Source organism: Cerasicoccus sp. TK19100, from assembly GCF_027257155.1.
Classification (GTDB): domain Bacteria; phylum Verrucomicrobiota; class Verrucomicrobiia; order Opitutales; family Cerasicoccaceae; genus Cerasicoccus; species Cerasicoccus fimbriatus.
The window spans coordinates 379,757-396,019 of sequence record NZ_JAPWDU010000006.1 but is presented as its reverse complement, the minus strand read 5'-3'; the positions used below and the strand labels follow the sequence as shown (position 1 = coordinate 396,019).

Sequence of the window (16,263 nt, the reverse complement as noted above, 5' to 3'; positions counted from 1 at the left end):
GCGCGTGACGCAGTTAAGATTCGGTGACGCAATGTTAAGGGATTGTGAAGTCCCTCTATCCATCAGGGATTGCGGTCGATTGTCACAAATTACGACTTAGAAACGAGGCCGTAACACTACTGAGATACCGTAACCTGCACGTTGAAAAACAGTGGCTCACCGTGGTAATCGACGGTCGCGGTGCGGAAGCCTGAAGTGTCCATCGGACTAACCGAAACGCCAGTATCGCCCCATCGAATTAAATCCGATGAAATCATCGGTTGATAACTTACACCATCCTGACCCGCATAATAGGTGAACTCGAAAACATTGCTGTCGGTGTCCAGAAAGCTGTCGAAAAACAACGGCTTGCCCGGGGCCTGGTTGAACGCATAACTCAATGCCGGCGGTTGCGGTGCCGCGTCTGGATTCTCCAGTAAGCCCGCTGCATCGAGGTGATCCGTCAACAGCCAGGTGGCAACGCGGCCGGACTGGCCGAGGTTTACTGTGCTGATCGTAGAGCCTGTCGCGTACTCCCAAGTCGGACTCGCAAAGCCGATCGCGTCGTCAAAAAAATAAGCCGTGGTTGCGGCACCCAGCGAGTCGCTGCTCAAGGTGGGCGCATCCCCCAGGAAATAGACGGCGGCCAGTCCGCTATTGCCCGCAAAAACATCGGGGTCCACGAATTGCAAACTGTCGGGCAAAGCCACGCGCACCAGAGCGCAATCCGCGAAAGCCGACTCAAACAGCAACGAAACGCCTTCTGCCATCTTTACCTCACTCAGGCTCGTGCAACCACGAAAAGCAGCCTCCCCTACTTCCATGACTCCAGCCGGGATGGCGATATTGGTCAAGGACGTGCAGTTTTGAAAAGCCTCATCGCGAATGAACAGCAGGCTCTCCGGCAATTGAATTTGTACGATGTTCGTCTGGCCCGAGAATGCGGCCAAAGCGATCTCTGTCACCGCCTGTCCGTTGATCATTGCGGGGATCACCACACTGCCGTCGGCCCCATCGTAGCCCGTGATAATCGCCTCGCCAAATTGCGTTTCATAAAGGAAGTCGCCAAAGCGAGCCGCGCTTAGCGAAGCCGCCGAAGCGCAAAGAGTCACGACGGCAAAGCCAGCCGCCCGAAGATACATTGACGCGATCATCCCTTGCCAATCGCAGGTCAGACGAAGCACTGGCAAACTCAAAAAAGAAACGATTCCGTGTCAGAATTGTGGCAGTTGGGTGAACCCGCCCGCCTTGCTTACTTTGCATTGCAAAGTAACACACTTATTTCACCCACTCAGGCAGCTCGCCGATGACGATGCCAAAGACCGGCACCAGAATAAAATATACGAGCGTCGTAACCAGGAACACACCCATCACATTGAGCGCAAAACCGCTCTTCATCATATCGGGGATCGTCAACCGGCCCGAGCCAAACACAATCGCATTCGGCGGTGTCGCCACCGGAAGCATGAACGCGCATGAGGCCGAAATCGCCGCCGGAGCCAGCAGCAGCAGCGGACTTTCGCCGAGGCCAATCGCCACCCCACCAAGGACCGGCATCAGCAGGTTGGTCGTGGCGGTGTTCGAGGTCAGCTCGGTCAGGAAGGTCACCAGCAGGCACAGGCCAAAGATCAGCACGATGACCGGCATGCCCTGCAGGAAACTCACCTGATCGATCGTCCATGCGCTCAGTCCGGATTCCTTAAAACCAGCCGCCAGCGACAGACCGCCGCCAAACAAAACCAGCACGCCCCAGGGCAGCTTGGCTGCGGCTTCCCAAGTCAGGACGAACTCACATTTTTTCAAATCAACCGGAATGCAGAACAGCGCGATAGCGCCCGCCATGGCGATGGTGGAGTCCGAGACGAAGCTGATGTGCTCATATATTTCAGGGGGCAGCAAATCGTTCAAAAAGCCGCGCACGATCCAAGCAACCGCCGTTAATACGAAGACGATCAGGGTGTAGCGCTCGCCCTTGCTCAGGCCGCCGAGCTTGGCGAGCTCGTCTTTGATGATGCCATCGCTATTGGGCAGCTCCAGGCCCTTCATTGAGTTGGCGACCTTCGTCAGCCAAAGCCAGGTGAGTGGGATGAAAATGATCACCAGCGGGCCGCCAACCATCAGCCATTTGCCGAAGGTAATCTCGTAGCCGTAAGTTGACTGCAGGTAGTTCGCGAGCACGGTGTTCGGCGGGGTGCCGATGATCGTTGCGATGCCGCCAATCGAGGCCGCGTAAGCGATGCCGAGCATCAGGTTAATGCCAAAGGCGTTCATGGCTTTCTCGGGGACGTCGATTTTGAGCGCGGCAATTTCCTCTGTCGCCTGCGAAATGATCGCTACGCCAATGGGCATCATCATCACGGCGGTCGCGGTGTTGGAAACGAAGGCGGAAAGCACCGCCGTCGCCACCATGAAACCCAGCACCAGACGACTTGGCGAAAAGCCGATGAGCTTAATAATCAGCAGTGCGATCCGCCGGTGCAGGTTCCAGCGCTGCATCGCAATGGCGATCATGAAGCCGCCCATGAAGAGGAAAATCAAGTGGTTGGCAAAGGGCGCGGTGGCGTCCGCAGCAGACATAATCTTGAGCGTCGGGAAAAGCGCAATCGGCAGCAAACTCGTCGCCGGAATTGGGATGGCCTCCGTCACCCACCAGATCGCCATCAGCGCAGCAATCGCGGCCACCTTTTGCCCGTCGGCGCTCATGCCTTCGGGAGTAGGTATCAGGAGCAAAATGAAAAATGCAAGAGGCCCGGCAATCAGGCCGAGTCGGCGCCGCAAACTGGCGGAGTCAGTAGTATCAGACATGAAGGAGAATCGCTTTTGGGGAAAGAAATAAGCAAATGGCGAATAAGACAAAATCAATGCTAATTCATGACGAGTCAAGAGGCGGTTCATCCATTAAAATTAACAATCTCTTGATTGATCAAAGAATTTCGACTTGCTTGATTACACGAATCATCTAACGCTGGCTGCATGAGAATCCCCCTCCTCGTTTCACGCCCCTGCGCCTTGGGCTTCGCCCTGCTGGCAATCGCTGGCCCGCTACTCGGCGCATTGCCGGAGGTTACGCCCGGCAGTAAACCTTTCACGATCAAGGTCAGCGCGGGCACGGTGGAAATTGACGGCCAGAGCGTCTCCGTCCAGCCGACTACCGTTACCCTTGCCCCGCAGAAGTCGGAAAATAAATCGGTCACTGCCATGACCCCGGACAACTACAATCCCGCATGGGATAACTGGCTGCCCTGGCCCGGGCAAAACCCGAAGAAGAATAAAAACGGCGCGATCACCTACGCCCCGCGTTCCGACGAAAACGGCGTGCTCATCCTCGGCCAGCCCTATCGACAATACCCGCTGGACAGCATCGTCGTGACGTCTGAGGACGGGGCGAAAACCTTCGTGCAGGGTGAGGATTACCGTGTTTTTGAGCTGAGCGGCCAGGTCGCTAATCTCGATAACGGCCTTGGCCAACCCGGCGTGGGCAAGGTCAAGGTCCGCTACCAAGAGGTGCTGCAACGCCTGGACCTGATCCAAGTCGACACCCAAGGCAAGGTAAGCGTCAAGGAGGGCAAGTCGCGCTTTGTCTGCCCGTATCTGCCCGAGCCCAACCAAGGTTGCGCGCCGCTGGCCGGGGTTTACCTGGCCCCCTGGCAATCGGCCAACGAGCCGCTGAACGCGGAGTTCATTTTACCCATCGACGCCCAGGACCCCGTGGCACCGGTCAACCCGGACGCCGTCGCCCAGACCCGTGCCAAACTGGAAAAGGGAGAACCGGTTTCCATCGCCTACATGGGCGACAGCCTGACCCTCGGTGCCGAGGCTGGCCAATGGTGGAGCGACGACACCAAGCACTGGCGCGGGCGTTTCCAGCACACGCTGAAAGCCCGCTACCCAGACGCCGACATCAGCGAGATCAAGGCCTGGCAAGGCGGCAAAGGCACGGAGTTTGGCCTGCAAGCGCTCAAGCAAACCGTGCTGCCCGCCAAGCCGGACCTACTCATCATCATGATGGGCATCAACGACGCCGACGGCCCGTCCGACGGCAGCCGCGCCAAGGTGGATCATCAACTATACAAGCAGCACATCGAGGACATCGTCTTGGCAGCGCGTCAGGCCGACATCGAAGTCATTTTGATGACCAGCATGCAGCCCTACCCGATGAAGCCTGGTGGCCACGCCGACCGTTGGCCGGACTACGTCTCCGCGCAGCACGAGCTCGCCACCAAGCACGGCGTTGGGCTGGCCGACACCTACGCCGAATGGCTCAACCTCCAGCATCGCGGCATCCCGCCCTACTCTCAGCTTCACAATTGGAACAACCACCCTGGCGAGTTCGGCCACGGCGTCATGGCCGACGTCCCCCTGCGCTTTTTCCCGGGCAACTGACGCCACCCTAGCATTCTATTAAGAATTAAAAAAACTCCCCTCCTTGCCAAGGAGGGGAGGCACGGCTTCACAAGCCGGGCAGGGGTGGTCCATTTCCTCCATGGCCAACGCTTGAACCACCCCGTCAGCGCAAGCGCAGACACCACTCCTTGCCAAGGAGGGGAGCTAAGGGCTTGTAACAAAAATCAGCAGCGGAATGCCAACCCTGTCATTCTATTGCCCAAACATCTTCCGGGCGCGTTCAAGGTCCTCCATCGTGTCGACGCCGATTGAGCGATATTCCGTCTCGACCACCGTGATCGCGAAACCGTGCTCCAAAAAGCGCAACTGTTCCAGCTTTTCGGAGGTTTCCAAGTCGCCGGTTTCGAGCGATGAATACTGCTCCAGCGCCTTGCGGGTGTAACCATAAACGCCGATATGCGCCCAGAATTTCCGCGCTGACAGCCACTCGCTTTGCGGGACGTCGCGCACAAAGGGAATCGTCGTGCGTGAAAAAAGCAGCGCCCGCGCTTCACGACCACGAGCAACCTTGACCACGTTGGGATTGAACAGCTCAGCCTCATCGGTGATCGGTCGCACGGCGGTGACAACATCGCCACCGGCATTGCGACGAGTTTCGACGAGCGCATCCAGCAGTTCGGGCTCCATGAAAGGCTCATCGCCCTGTAGGTTGATGATAAAGTCACCAGCAAGTTCGTCCAACAGGCAAGCCGCGCGGGCGGTGCCATTGGGGCATTCTTTGGGGGTCATTTTCACGGTGGCTCCCCACTCCTGCGCGAGGGTGAGCACGACCTCGGAATCCGTCGCAATGACGACCTCGTTGGGCGTTTTCATGGCCATGGCCCGCTCCCAAACACACTGCAACATGGGTTTACCCCCCAGTTCGAGCAAAACCTTGCCCGGCAGGCGACTGGACTCCAATCGGGCCGGAATAACGACGCTGATGCTTTCTTTTGGCATTAAATTAATAGGAAATTGGCTTTAGAAAGGCACATTTAGTGCCGATTCTTAGATGATAGGAGTTTCTTAAGGCCTTGACTTAGACTCAAGCCTAAGACGTTCTTAGCGCCTTTATATTTCCCGCGAATGAACCAAGTCATCCCGATTATCATCTGGTCGATCAAAGTGGCCATCCCTACGATCCTATTTCTGATCGGGGTTCAACTCCTTATTGTGAGCCACAGCAAGTGGGAGACCATCGTTGGCAAGGTCGTAGGCGTGAATGATTTGGAAATCTCCAAAACTGGATTCGTCGTGCTCAAGGTATTTGCCCTAATGTTTGTCGCGGCGGCCGTGGGCATTGCCTACGTGCTCTTCATTAAAGAGTAAATGGCCGGCCAGTCCGGTTTCCCGTGTTCGGTTTGAGGAATTGCCTCAACGCAGATCCACTGCTTTGGCCGCATTTCGGGCATGAGCTCCTCCTTCGCCTTGGCAACCAGCTCGGCCACGCTGCTTGAAGAAACCACGACCGCAGTCACCGCCTCACCCCACTCGCGGTGCGGCGCGCCAAACACGAGCGCGGCGTCAATTTCCGGCCATGAGCCCAGGCGTTTTTCGAGCAGATCGGCGTCTACCTTGCGCCCACCGGTGACGATAAACCGCCCCGCCCGGCCCAACACTTTCAGTTGGCCATCAAGCAACTCGCCGCGATCACCCGTCTCCCAGAAATCATCCACGCGCATCGCCTGCCCCCAATAACCGCGAAACAGCGCCTCGCCCCGCAGGCGAATCAACCCATCGGCGACGTCCACGCGCCAGTGCGGCAATACATCCCCCACCGCAGGGTCACTCCCTGGCGACACTTGATTGAGCGCCACCGTGGCGGCGGCCTCGGTCAGCCCGTAAGCTGTGTAAAGGGGGATACCCGCTTCGAAGGCGTCTCTCAATAGCTCCGGCGCGCTGGGGCCTCCGCCGACGAGCACCGCACGGCATTGGGACAACCAATGCCCGCCCTGGTCCAACGCACGCCTGAGCTGCGCCCCGACCACCGAGCAATGCGCGGAGCCCAAGTCAAACCCCGGCGGCGGTGTCTCCTCCAAGCGCGCATCGCACAACCAAAGCCGCCCACCGGTCAGGGCCGTCCGCAGCGCCAGCATTAGCCCGCCAATGTGACACACCGGTAGTGGGCAAATGGCATTCAGCGCGCCGCCACTCCAATGCGCCTGATAGCCCCGGACCGAGGCCATGAGCGTTGCCAGCGTATGCACGGCAAACTTGATGCGCCCGCCGGTACCACCAGTCGGTATCAATATACTGCCGGGCTCCGGCTCACCGAAATTGCCGTGAAAAGTCCGCTCAGCCGCTGCGCTGTTTGACCACACAATGGCACTGGGCGGAATCAAGGCCTCGGCCTGACGCCATTCATGCGCGCCCCAAGCCGGACTCGCCAAAAAGACAGCCCGCCCCTGCTCGATGGCCGCAAAAGCCGAGGCCAAAAAACGCACGCGGTCCGCATCGCCGATCACCACCGGACCGGCAGTGATGTTGCCCAGCCTTTTCGCGGCGGCGGCATAGGCCTCGGCAAAATGTGATTGCTGCTCAGGGCAAGCCAGCCATGGCCGTGTAACCAGTTCCTGCAATCGGCTCAGAGCTTGTCCCATACCTCGTGCTCCAGGCCATTGGGCCAGTCGGCGTTGCACAGTTCCCAGCCGATGCGCAGCGGGCAAAGGCCGTCTTCTTCCAAGGCGGAGCTTGCGTCGAGCCCCGCCGGTGCCAGCGGTGGCCAGTCCAGCGCGGCGAGTTCCCAAACGGCCTTTAAGCCGATCGCCGTCTCGAAACCCGTGGAATACACCACCCGGTTGCGCGGGTGCCCGGTCCGCCAGCGTAAATACTCCCCGCGGGAGCCCAAGAGCGACGGTTTCACGATCAGCACCGCCTGCGGAAACTGCCCGGCAAGGCGGATCAGCGACTCCACCCCGGCTATCGATTCATCCAGCGCAATGGGCACATCCATGCCCTTCGCGCGGTCAAACATCTCCTGCTCCCGGCCTACGGGCAGCGGCTGCTCAATGTAATCCACGACGTGACGATGCGCCGTGCACCAGCTCAGCCACGCAGCGTAGTCATCGTCACCCAGGCCGCAATTGGCGTCAAAGCGCAGGCGTACACCACGGGGCAAACTGGCCATTAATTGGTTCGCCAAGGCCAGCTCGTCGGCGCAGGGCAGCACACCGATCTTCCATTTGTAGGCACGGCGTCCCGAGGCCAATTGCCGCGAAAGCGTTCCGACGGCAGCCTCGCCCGCGGGCAGTAGACCCGCAATCGGCACACGCACGCCGGGTAAAGTCGGGTCGACCAGTTGCGTGACTGCGCACTCGAAGGCCCAGCGAACCGTGGGCTCGGCGACCTCCTTAATAATCGTCGGCTGCACAACCTTGCCAATGCGATCCAGCCCCAGCGCCTCCGGGAGCGGCTGGTTGGCCAGTTGACGCGCCAGCTCGGGGGAAAACCACGGAATAGGCGCGATCTCGCCATAGCCGGTGCGACCGTTTTCCATGGATAAGCGGATCACCACGCCCTCGCGCTCCGGCCACTCTCCGTGCGCTGTTTTGAGCGCTTTTCGAAACCGGCGACGATAGCCACGGTACTCGAATTGGAGATGCTGATCAGGCGACAAAGGGGTCATGGAGAATAATGAAGCTTTTCACTTGCCGAGGTTAGGCGCCAGCCCATAATTCCCAACGGCAATACACATTGCCATGAGCGAATCCATCGACCAAGCATTTTACAAGAGCGCCGAACAATTTTTTATCGCCAATTCTGGCATCGCGCTCACGTATGACGACGTAACCCTGGCCACCCGCCACTCAGCCGTTTTGCCGCGCAACACGGTCACTGAGGTGGAGCTTTCCCACGGCCTGCATTTGTCCCTGCCCATCATATCGTCGGACATGGACACCGTCACCGAAGCCACCATGGCCATCGCCATGGCCTCCAACGGCGGCCTCGGGCTCATCCACTACAACATGAGCGAGCGCGAGCAGATCAAGCAGGTAGCCCGCGTTAAAAATAACATCCATGGCCTGATTCAGGACCCGATCAAGATCGGCCCCGACGCCTACATTGCCGACGTCCTCGAAATCATCGAGGAAAAGGGCTATAAGTTCAGCACCTTCCCCGTTGTCGAAGACAGCGGCAAGCTCCTCGGCCTTCTGCCCGGACGTGTCGTCAAGGAACGCTACCGCGACCGCAAAGTCATCGAGGCCATGACGCCTCGCGGTGATGTTTACACCATCTCGACCAAGACCATCGAAGATGACCCCATCGCGGCGGCGGATAAGTTTTTCAACGACCATCTGGGCATTCACAAGCTGCTCGTCGTCGATGAGCAGGACCGCCTCCACGGCCTGTTCACACTGAGCGACATCGAGCGCATCAACGACGAACAACGCGCCAACGTCAAACCGGCGCGCGACAAGGAATTCCGCCTCGTGTGCGGTGCCGCCGTATCCGCCCCGCGCACCAGCGAGGGCGACCTCGACCGCGACCGCATCATCGGCCACGTCGGTGCCCTCGTTAATGAAGGCCTCGACGCCGTGGCGATCTCCACTGCCCACGGCCACAGCGAAGGCGTCGGCCAGGCCATCCGCCTGATCCGAAGCGAATTCAAGGACCTGACGATCATCGCGGGCAACGTCACCAGCGCCGAAGGCGTGGGCTTCCTCGCTGAGGCAGGTGCCAACGCGATCAAGGTCGGCCAGGGCCCGGGCTCCATTTGCACGACGCGCATCGTCGCCGGCGTCGGCATTCCCCAGCTCACCGCGCTCTACGTGTGCAGCCAGGCCGCCAAGAAATATGGCGTGAAGATTCTCGCCGACGGCGGTATCACCAAGAGCGGCGACATCGTTAAGGCCCTCACCCTTGCAGACGCCGTCATGTGCGGCAGCCTGCTCGCCGGTTGCCGCGAGGCACCGGGGCAGATCCTCGAAATCGACGGCAAACTTTACAAACAATACCGCGGCATGGGCAGCCTCGAAGCCATGAAGGCCGGTAGCGCCGCCCGCTACGGCCACGCCAGCAAAGACAGGAACCGCAAGATCGCGGCCGAGGGCATTGAAGCACTTAAGGAAGTATCCGGTAGCGTTGACGCCGTGCTCGACCAGCTAACCGGCGGCCTCCAAAGCGGCATGGGCTACCTCGGCGCAAACAACCTCGCCGAGCACAAGGAACGCGCCCGCTACATCCGCGTCTCCCCCGCCGGCCAACGCGAAAGCGCCCCCCACGACGTCGTCGAAGTCAAAACCACCAAGGAGTAGGCGGATCCAAAAAAGGAACGCGAATTTCCACATTCGCATCACGCGCTGATGGTGACTGGAACCATGTATGATAGATAGTAGGCGAATGTGGAAATTCGCGTTCCGCCAAGCATCCGCCACTCCGCCACCATTTAAAACCCAACCCCCTTCTCCATGCTCAAATTCTACGAATACGACAAGTGCTCCACCTGCCGCAAGGCGCGCAAGTGGCTGGACGAACATGGCGTTACCTACGAGCGCCTGCCGATCCGCGAGACACCGCCCTCCCCTGCCGAGCTGCAGACCATGCTCGATGCCTACAATGGCGAGATCAAGAAGCTGCTCAACACCAGCAGTGGCGACTACCGCACCAGCGGCATCAAAGACGAGCTCTCCGACCTGACGAACGATCAAGCCTTTGCCCGGCTTCAGCAGACCGGTAACCTCGTCAAACGCCCGTTCCTCATCGGCGACGGCGTGACACTGGTCGGCTTTAAGGAAACCGAGTGGGTGGCGCAAGTCGGGTAGATGGGAGATTAAAAATTAAAGGAAAAAGATTAAAGTGAAGATGGCTCACTGCTGTGATGAGATGGATGCTGCGGTAAGCCACAACTGTAGTGAGCATCCTAATCCCTACGATTGTCCTGATCGGACGATTATACATTTAGAGCGACAGAACGCTTATGGGCTAATCATGCACGACGGCGGGTCGTCCTATGTTGAAATTGCTTTCTGCCCGTTTTGTGGAGCGCAATTGCCGATTAAAAATCGTAAATAGACCAAACATTTCGCTTGCCAAGGGCGCACGAATGCCCATTGTCGCGACCCAAGCTACCCGGGATTGTCCCGAAAAACGGCCGCCTCAGGCGGCGTTTGGCTCCTGAACCGGTCTCCGTCGATGAGTGATTGTTTCAGATTCACATCACTTCATCGAGAGCGCCCGCCACTTTAATTCCGGCTTCACAGCCTGCGGGCATACAGACCTATATGAGCGAAATGCCTTCCTTCGAGGCTCTGCCACTGGCGGAGCCCCTGCAACGCGCTTTGCGCGAAAAGCAATATACCACGCCGTCACCGATCCAAGCACAGGCTATCCCGCCGCTGCTGGAAGGACGTGACCTGCTTGGCTCCGCGCAAACCGGCACCGGTAAAACGGCCGCCTTCGCGCTGCCGATTCTGCACCAACTGCACGAGAACCCACAGCGCCTGATCAAGAAGCAATTCCGTGCACTGATCCTGTGCCCAACCCGTGAACTCGCCGTGCAAGTCGGCAAGAGTTTTGAAACCTACGGTCAGCACCTGCGCCTGTCGACGGCTCTCGTCTATGGTGGCGTTGGCGCGGCTCCGCAGATCAAAGCGCTGCGCCGCGGCGTGGACATTCTGGTGGCCACTCCGGGCCGCCTGCTCGACCTTTATGAGCAGGGCCATTTCAACTTCGATGGCGTAGAGTTCTTCGTGCTAGACGAAGCCGACCGCATGCTCGACATGGGCTTCATTCACGACATCAAGAAGATCATCTATAAGCTCCCAGTGGAGCGCCAGTCGTTGTTCTTCTCGGCCACGTTCTCCAAGAACGTCACCGATCTGGCCAACGAGATTCTCGACAACCCGGCCGAAGTCCGCATCGCACCGGAAAAGCAAACGGCCGACGCCGTTGACCACCGCATGTGCTTCGTCGACAAGGACGACAAGATGCTCCTGCTCGAAAGCTTGCTCGACGAGCAGCGCGAAAAGCCGGGCGACCACTTGACCCTCGTCTTCAGCCGCACCAAGCACGGTGCCGACCGTCTGGCCAAGCATCTGACCCGCGCCGGTCACAAGTCGGAGGCCATCCACGGCAACAAGTCACAAGGTGCCCGCCAACGCGCACTGGAAAACTTCCGCCGCGGCAAAGTCGGCATCCTCGTGGCAACCGACGTCGCCGCTCGCGGCATCGACGTGAAGAACATCACCATGGTCGTGAACTTCGATTTGCCCGACGAACCCGAAGCCTACGTACACCGCATCGGTCGCACAGCCCGTGGCGGTGCCGAGGGTGTGGCCCTCTCCTTCTGCACGAGCAACGACATGAACGAACTTCGTGCCGTAGAGCGTCTCATCAAGCAGCAGATCATGACGCATGACGCACATCCCTTCCACCAGCCCAAGGTTGAGTCCCGCCGCGAAAGCGGCGGCAAGCCCGGCCAAGGCAAGCGCTTCCAGCGCAAGGGCAAGGGCGGCTTCAGCGGCGGTGGCGGCGGCTTCCGTGGCAAAAGCGGCGGTGGTTTCCGCGGCAATGGCGGCCCACGCGGCAAGCGTAACTTCCATGCCAAGCGCGGCCCACGCAGCGCGGCAGCCAATGGCTAATTAGCCAAAGCACCCATTTTCCAATAGCCCGCTCAATTGAGCGGGCTATTTTATTGGGTAAGGACGGTTGCCACGGCCCTCCGGTTTCATTCAGTTGGACAATCTATTTTCATTATGCACAGTAACGGACGGTTGAGAGCAACCGCCCCTGCCTTATCGATTTCCTCTACGCATGCTAAAACCGCTAGGCGAAGCCATTACCCGCAAACTGCCGACCGACTGGGAGACGCCCCGGCCGGAAGTTGGCTGGAGCCGCAAGCCGGAGCTCGCGGCATCATTGGCCGCGTGCAAGGAATCCACCCGCGAGCACGCCACGAGCTTCTTCTTCGCGTCCTTTCCCCTACCCGCCGAAAAGAAATGCGCCGCCTATGCAGTGTATGCATTCTGCCGCTGGGTGGACGACGTGATCGACGAAACGCCTCCCGCCGAGCAGCCAGATCTCGCCGCATTGCAAGCCGAGCTGGATAAGATGCTTGCCGGAAAAAGTAACCTGCCCTTCGCGCACGCCTTTGCCGAGGTCACACGCCAATACGCCGTGCCGACGAGCTTTTACGTCGATCTCATGGAAGGCTGCTGCTGGGACCGCAAGCCGGTGGAGTTCGTCGACTGGGCCGAGCTGGAACTTTACTGCTACCACGTGGCATCCGTCGTCGGCCTGATCATGAGCCGCATCTTTGGCCTCAAGGACATCGAAGGCGTGCCGCGCGCGATCGAAATGGGCATCGCGATGCAGCTCACGAACATCCTGCGCGACGTCGCCGAAGACTTTGCCCGCAACCGTATTTACCTGCCCCGCGAAGAGCTGGAACAGTTTGATCTAAGCCGGGATTTTCTTGCCGCGCCAGACGCCAACGATCCACGTTGGCAAAAGTTCATGCGTTGGCAAATTGACCGCGCGCGCGCCTACTACCGCGCTGGCGAAACCGGATTGCCCTACCTCGACGGCGACGGCTCACGCTTTTGCGTGAAGCTAATGAGCCGCGTTTATGGCGGCATCCTTGGTGCCATTGAGCGCAAGCATAGCGACGTCTTTGCTGGCCGATGCTATGTGCCTACGCCACGCAAATTGTCGATCGCGCTGCGTTCACTGGCGAGTTAGGCGACGTCATCAAGTCGTTGCCTCACGATGTAGGGCTCGCGCTTGCGCGATGCCGCCATTGCCCCATAGCCAGCAGGTTGCGGCGTCGCGCAAGCGCGAGCCCTACATTCGAATGTATTCCCGACATGCATGGCTAACCCGTTCAATGAAGCGGCATGTCAGCAGATTCCGACACACTCAATTACTTCTTATACCACGCGCCTTTGGCGTCCTGGAGCCACAAGCCGTTGGCGGCACCTTTGGATATTTGCGCGGCCCGCTGCTGGCCGACTTTATCCACCGTCACACCGGCATTTTTAGCGATGGCCGCATAGACGGTTTTACGGTCGGCGTTTTCCGCGGCAATGAGCTTCGTTTGGTCGGGGCTCAGTGATCCACGCGCTTCGACGTAACCCTGGTTATTCTCACCGATCAGGCCCTGTGACCAGAGCGATTCAATCTGTGGTTGGCGCTCCTGCATCGACTTTTTAATCGCGCCAAGGTCGGCCGCTTGTGCGGTGATGGCGAAGAGGAGGGAAAGGAAAAATCCAAGAATTGCTTGCTGTTTCATGACTGAAAAATCGTTGGGGTTATTGACCGCGGGCGTCTTCGGAAGCGTCCTCCGTGATGAGCGATGACTGCTGGTCCAGATCGCCGAAGAAGTCGTCCAGCTCACGTTCCACTTTCAGGTTCACATCGACGGTAATGTGGATCGGATCGATCTTGTGATGCGTTTCGACTTTGTGCTCCGTCTGGATGCACCCGCAAAGAACGAACGAAAATATCGCCGCCAGAAAATGTGGTTTAAGCATACGTTGAATGATAACCCATGCATGCGTGGCGTCAACTACGGTGACCTCAAATTACATACGCTGCTGGATTTTTAACACGAGATTGATCGTCTCGATCACGTCCCCGGTTACGGGGACATCGAGCACAACGGGCACCGCTGTGCCCTTTACCTCGCCCTCGCCTTCGAGGGAAATAGTCACCTTTGCCGGAGCACTCCGCTGGGTCTCAGTCACGTCCAGGCGAAACTTGGTCATCTTTAAATCCCGCATGGCGAGCTCCGTCAAAACCGTGGCACCGTTGGGCTGTTTCAGTAGCGTGAGGACGTCTTTGCCCTGGGCGAACTCAACGGGGTTCAAGTTCGGGTCCTGCGTAACCCAGCCCTGTTTGTAAAATTGAAAACGGCCGGTCGTGCCAGGCTTCATCTCCAGGTATCCCGGCAACAGCCCTTCAATCTCAGTGCCAAAACGCAAGCCCAGCTCACCCGAAACCGTGCCAATGATCCGCCCATCGAAATCCGGCATCAGCGCAGCCAACTCTTCCAGATTCACCGCATCGAAGCGCACTTTGATCACCAGGGAACGCGGTGGCAACGGACTGCCGGTGATGGTAATCGTCAAGCGGCCATCGAAGGCTTTCGCTTCCAGCGTCGCGTCGAGTTCCGGTGCGCGCGCCGGTTGATAAGTAAAAGTCAGGCGGCCTTCGTTGGCGGATAATTCCCCTTGGCTAAACTGATCAAAGCTAAGCGTCTGCGGCGCAAACACGCCGAGCGGTTGCAGCGATATCGGGTCCAGGGCACCACGCAGACCCTCGATCCGCCCGGCACCCGCGCTCCAGGACAAGCTCGCCGGGCTGAGCGACATGCGTGCGCTGAGGGACTCGCCTAGCTGGCCGTAAACGGCAGCCTCCGCTGCGTCGGATTGCAACTCGGCACCCGCGACCGATACCGTCAAAGGCAAGGCCTTGGCTGAGGCGCGCACGGATTGCGGTTGGCCGTTGCCGACCGTTGCGGTAAGTGAGGCGTCGCCCGCCAGCGTCAGGTCTTTCATCACCTCGGGCAAGGCGAGCCCCAGGCTTGGCGCTTGCTTTAGCCAATGGGTCAATGCCTCCAGCGACCAACTGGCTTTTACCGATCCACTTTGCGATGCAAAGTTCGCAACCCCACTCAGGTCGAGCGGCTTGCCCTCGCCTTCCAAGCTCAGATCAAAACTCGTGCGCGGCGCAAAGTTGACATCCGCCGACGCCGCAAACTGCTGTCGCCAGTTGCCCTTTTTCAAGGTGATGTCGGCCCCCTGCACCAGCACCTGCATCAGCGGAAAATGCTCCGGCAATTGCATTGGCGCAGAACCGCCCGCCCCCTTGCCCGCTTGGCCGAGTAGCGCATCCAGATCGACAAACAGATTCGAGTGGCGAATGGTGACCGTGTCCACGCTTTGCCGTCGTAGTTGGCCCACGGCGTAGTCGACCTCGATCTCGGTGTCCGTAAGCTTGAGGCCAGGTGCCTTGATTTCCTGGATGTCAATCAACGAGGCGTTCAGGCCAACCTCACGCATGTCTACCTTCGCAGACTCCAGTGGTGCCTCCGCCAGGATCGGCGGCAGGATCGCATTCACCGCCGACGTGACCCACCAGCGAAAGGTAAACAACACCACCGCCGCCAGCAAGCCAACCGACAGCGCGATCAGCCAGATGACTCGCAGAACACGACGCATCCCACTAAGCTATGCGAAATGCCTCGCAAATCAAGCCCACCGAAGTGTCGATGGTTTACGTCATTCAAATAGACGACCGGCGAAGAAGAGTATTCACCAGACGCAGCCAGCGTGATTGCTTGGTAAGACTCAACGTTAACTAGGCTGGCGTTCAGTTATCCCAGCCTGCTGAATCGTCCGAAAAATAAACATGCCACCAAACAGCGCCGGCACCAGCGTAATGGCATAGAGCAACCAACTGGAGCTGACTTTGCCCCTAGTAATGGCGCTCTCAGACGCGTTCGCCGGATCATACAGTATCTCGATCGTTTTACCCTTCGGATATTGCTTCACAAGCTCATCTACCGCCGCTTCAGAACTCTCATACATACCCACCGTGTAGCGGTCTCCGATGTAGGCGATGCCATCCACAGTATAGTCGTAAGCAACCTTAAAATGGTAGCTAACTTCGGTCCGATAGCTGTCCCCTGACTTTACTTTGCGCGTGGTCTTCTGCTTGGTGCTGTCCACCACCGTTGCCGGAATAGTTTTCCAATGCGCAGACTCGTACCAGAGCTGTTGCTGCTCCAGACCCACCTTCAAAATGAAGGCCGCCGCATACAGCAACACCGCGCCGATGATAAACGGTTTCCACTCTCCGCGACGCACCGCCACGAGGATGGCCGCCAATGCAAGAATGCCCGTAACGATGACTGGGATAGACATTTCCACAGCATGGCGTGCCACGCCGCCGCGCTTCAAG

16 protein-coding genes are annotated in these 16,263 nt (G+C 58.8%); 7 read left to right on the top strand and 9 right to left on the bottom strand.

Going from position 1 to position 16,263, the window contains the following annotated elements; all coding sequences use genetic code 11:
- Positions 1–116: 116 nt before the first annotated feature.
- The gene (locus tag O3S85_RS16680; protein WP_269541914.1) at positions 117–1,163 is read right to left on the bottom strand and encodes a leucine-rich repeat domain-containing protein; all 1,047 of its coding nucleotides are present in this window, start codon (positions 1,161–1,163) and stop codon (positions 117–119) included.
- A gap of 94 nt (positions 1,164–1,257) precedes the next feature.
- The gene (locus O3S85_RS16675; RefSeq protein ID WP_269541912.1) at positions 1,258–2,784 is read right to left on the bottom strand and encodes an SLC13 family permease; all 1,527 of its coding nucleotides are present in this window, start codon (positions 2,782–2,784) and stop codon (positions 1,258–1,260) included.
- A gap of 168 nt (positions 2,785–2,952) precedes the next feature.
- Here O3S85_RS16675 and O3S85_RS16670 point away from each other — a divergent pair, with 168 nt between their 5' ends.
- On the top strand, positions 2,953–4,362 hold the full coding sequence (locus O3S85_RS16670) for an SGNH/GDSL hydrolase family protein (protein WP_269541910.1): 1,410 nt from the start codon (positions 2,953–2,955) through the stop codon (positions 4,360–4,362).
- A 213-nt stretch (positions 4,363–4,575) separates the two neighbouring features.
- Here the strand turns inward: O3S85_RS16670 and kdsB are convergent, their stop codons facing one another.
- Entirely contained in the window at positions 4,576–5,322 is a 747-nt protein-coding gene (kdsB, locus tag O3S85_RS16665) for a 3-deoxy-manno-octulosonate cytidylyltransferase (RefSeq protein WP_269541908.1), read from the bottom strand.
- Between the two features lie 126 nt (positions 5,323–5,448).
- Between kdsB and O3S85_RS16660 the strand changes: the two genes are divergently transcribed.
- Positions 5,449–5,691 (top strand): hypothetical protein, encoded by a 243-nt coding sequence (locus O3S85_RS16660; protein ID WP_269541906.1) that lies wholly within the window; start codon positions 5,449–5,451, stop codon positions 5,689–5,691.
- Here O3S85_RS16660 and O3S85_RS16655 read toward each other — a convergent pair.
- Both O3S85_RS16655 and menC read right to left on the bottom strand, forming a co-directional pair.
- Entirely contained in the window at positions 5,667–6,962 is a 1,296-nt protein-coding gene (locus tag O3S85_RS16655) for an AMP-binding protein (RefSeq protein ID WP_269541904.1), read from the bottom strand. The two genes, O3S85_RS16660 and O3S85_RS16655, sit on opposite strands and share 25 nt — an antisense overlap.
- Positions 6,947–7,987, bottom strand: a complete 1,041-nt coding sequence (menC, locus tag O3S85_RS16650) for an o-succinylbenzoate synthase (RefSeq protein ID WP_269541901.1) — start codon at positions 7,985–7,987, stop codon at positions 6,947–6,949. The genes O3S85_RS16655 and menC overlap by 16 nt, the downstream gene beginning before the upstream one ends.
- 73 nt (positions 7,988–8,060) lie before the next feature.
- On the opposite strand from menC, the gene guaB reads away from it, so the two are divergent.
- From guaB to O3S85_RS16630, 5 genes are all read left to right on the top strand, one after another.
- Positions 8,061–9,617 carry an IMP dehydrogenase gene (guaB, locus tag O3S85_RS16645; protein ID WP_269541900.1) on the top strand — a complete coding sequence of 519 codons (1,557 nt, stop codon included), beginning with the start codon at positions 8,061–8,063 and terminating at the stop codon, positions 9,615–9,617.
- Between the two features lie 153 nt (positions 9,618–9,770).
- Positions 9,771–10,124 carry an arsenate reductase family protein gene (locus O3S85_RS16640; protein WP_269541899.1) on the top strand — a complete coding sequence of 118 codons (354 nt, stop codon included), beginning with the start codon at positions 9,771–9,773 and terminating at the stop codon, positions 10,122–10,124.
- Between the two features lie 40 nt (positions 10,125–10,164).
- Positions 10,165–10,374, top strand: coding sequence for a DUF6980 family protein (locus tag O3S85_RS21295; RefSeq protein WP_425499857.1), 210 nt, complete (start codon positions 10,165–10,167; stop codon positions 10,372–10,374).
- A 209-nt stretch (positions 10,375–10,583) separates the two neighbouring features.
- Complete coding sequence (locus O3S85_RS16635) at positions 10,584–11,942, top strand: DEAD/DEAH box helicase (protein WP_269541898.1); 1,359 nt, start codon at positions 10,584–10,586, stop codon at positions 11,940–11,942.
- Positions 11,943–12,114: 172 nt separating this feature from the next.
- Positions 12,115–13,041 (top strand): phytoene/squalene synthase family protein, encoded by a 927-nt coding sequence (locus O3S85_RS16630; protein WP_269541897.1) that lies wholly within the window; start codon positions 12,115–12,117, stop codon positions 13,039–13,041.
- Between the two features lie 181 nt (positions 13,042–13,222).
- On the opposite strand, the gene O3S85_RS16625 is transcribed toward O3S85_RS16630, so the two are convergent.
- The 4 genes from O3S85_RS16625 to O3S85_RS16610 all read right to left on the bottom strand — a co-directional run bounded on the left by O3S85_RS16625 (position 13,223) and on the right by O3S85_RS16610 (position 16,262).
- Entirely contained in the window at positions 13,223–13,591 is a 369-nt protein-coding gene (locus tag O3S85_RS16625) for a YdbL family probable chaperone protein (protein ID WP_269541896.1), read from the bottom strand.
- 19 nt (positions 13,592–13,610) lie between these two features.
- Positions 13,611–13,832 (bottom strand): hypothetical protein, encoded by a 222-nt coding sequence (locus tag O3S85_RS16620; protein ID WP_269541894.1) that lies wholly within the window; start codon positions 13,830–13,832, stop codon positions 13,611–13,613.
- A gap of 51 nt (positions 13,833–13,883) precedes the next feature.
- Positions 13,884–15,521: a translocation/assembly module TamB domain-containing protein gene (locus O3S85_RS16615; RefSeq protein ID WP_269541892.1), complete on the bottom strand. Its 1,638-nt coding sequence runs from the start codon at positions 15,519–15,521 to the stop codon at positions 13,884–13,886.
- 135 nt (positions 15,522–15,656) lie between these two features.
- Positions 15,657–16,262, bottom strand: a complete 606-nt coding sequence (locus O3S85_RS16610; RefSeq protein ID WP_269541890.1) for a DUF3592 domain-containing protein — start codon at positions 16,260–16,262, stop codon at positions 15,657–15,659.
- Between the last annotated feature and the right edge of the window lies 1 nt (position 16,263).

What these genes read in the sequence shown, in the direction of transcription:
- O3S85_RS16675 (WP_269541912.1), bottom strand. Translation starts at nt 2,784, where the DNA reads ATGTCTGATACTACTGACTCCGCCAGTTTGCGGCGCCGACTCGGCCTG.
- O3S85_RS16670 (WP_269541910.1), top strand. Translation starts at nt 2,953, where the DNA reads ATGAGAATCCCCCTCCTCGTTTCACGCCCCTGCGCCTTGGGCTTCGCC.
- kdsB (WP_269541908.1), bottom strand. Translation starts at nt 5,322, where the DNA reads ATGCCAAAAGAAAGCATCAGCGTCGTTATTCCGGCCCGATTGGAGTCC.
- O3S85_RS16660 (WP_269541906.1), top strand. Translation starts at nt 5,449, where the DNA reads ATGAACCAAGTCATCCCGATTATCATCTGGTCGATCAAAGTGGCCATC.
- O3S85_RS16655 (WP_269541904.1), bottom strand. Translation starts at nt 6,962, where the DNA reads ATGGGACAAGCTCTGAGCCGATTGCAGGAACTGGTTACACGGCCATGG.
- menC (WP_269541901.1), bottom strand. Translation starts at nt 7,987, where the DNA reads ATGACCCCTTTGTCGCCTGATCAGCATCTCCAATTCGAGTACCGTGGC.
- guaB (WP_269541900.1), top strand. Translation starts at nt 8,061, where the DNA reads ATGAGCGAATCCATCGACCAAGCATTTTACAAGAGCGCCGAACAATTT.
- O3S85_RS16640 (WP_269541899.1), top strand. Translation starts at nt 9,771, where the DNA reads ATGCTCAAATTCTACGAATACGACAAGTGCTCCACCTGCCGCAAGGCG.
- O3S85_RS21295 (WP_425499857.1), top strand. Translation starts at nt 10,165, where the DNA reads ATGGCTCACTGCTGTGATGAGATGGATGCTGCGGTAAGCCACAACTGT.
- O3S85_RS16635 (WP_269541898.1), top strand. Translation starts at nt 10,584, where the DNA reads ATGAGCGAAATGCCTTCCTTCGAGGCTCTGCCACTGGCGGAGCCCCTG.
- O3S85_RS16630 (WP_269541897.1), top strand. Translation starts at nt 12,115, where the DNA reads ATGCTAAAACCGCTAGGCGAAGCCATTACCCGCAAACTGCCGACCGAC.
- O3S85_RS16625 (WP_269541896.1), bottom strand. Translation starts at nt 13,591, where the DNA reads ATGAAACAGCAAGCAATTCTTGGATTTTTCCTTTCCCTCCTCTTCGCC.
- O3S85_RS16620 (WP_269541894.1), bottom strand. Translation starts at nt 13,832, where the DNA reads ATGCTTAAACCACATTTTCTGGCGGCGATATTTTCGTTCGTTCTTTGC.
- O3S85_RS16615 (WP_269541892.1), bottom strand. Translation starts at nt 15,521, where the DNA reads ATGCGTCGTGTTCTGCGAGTCATCTGGCTGATCGCGCTGTCGGTTGGC.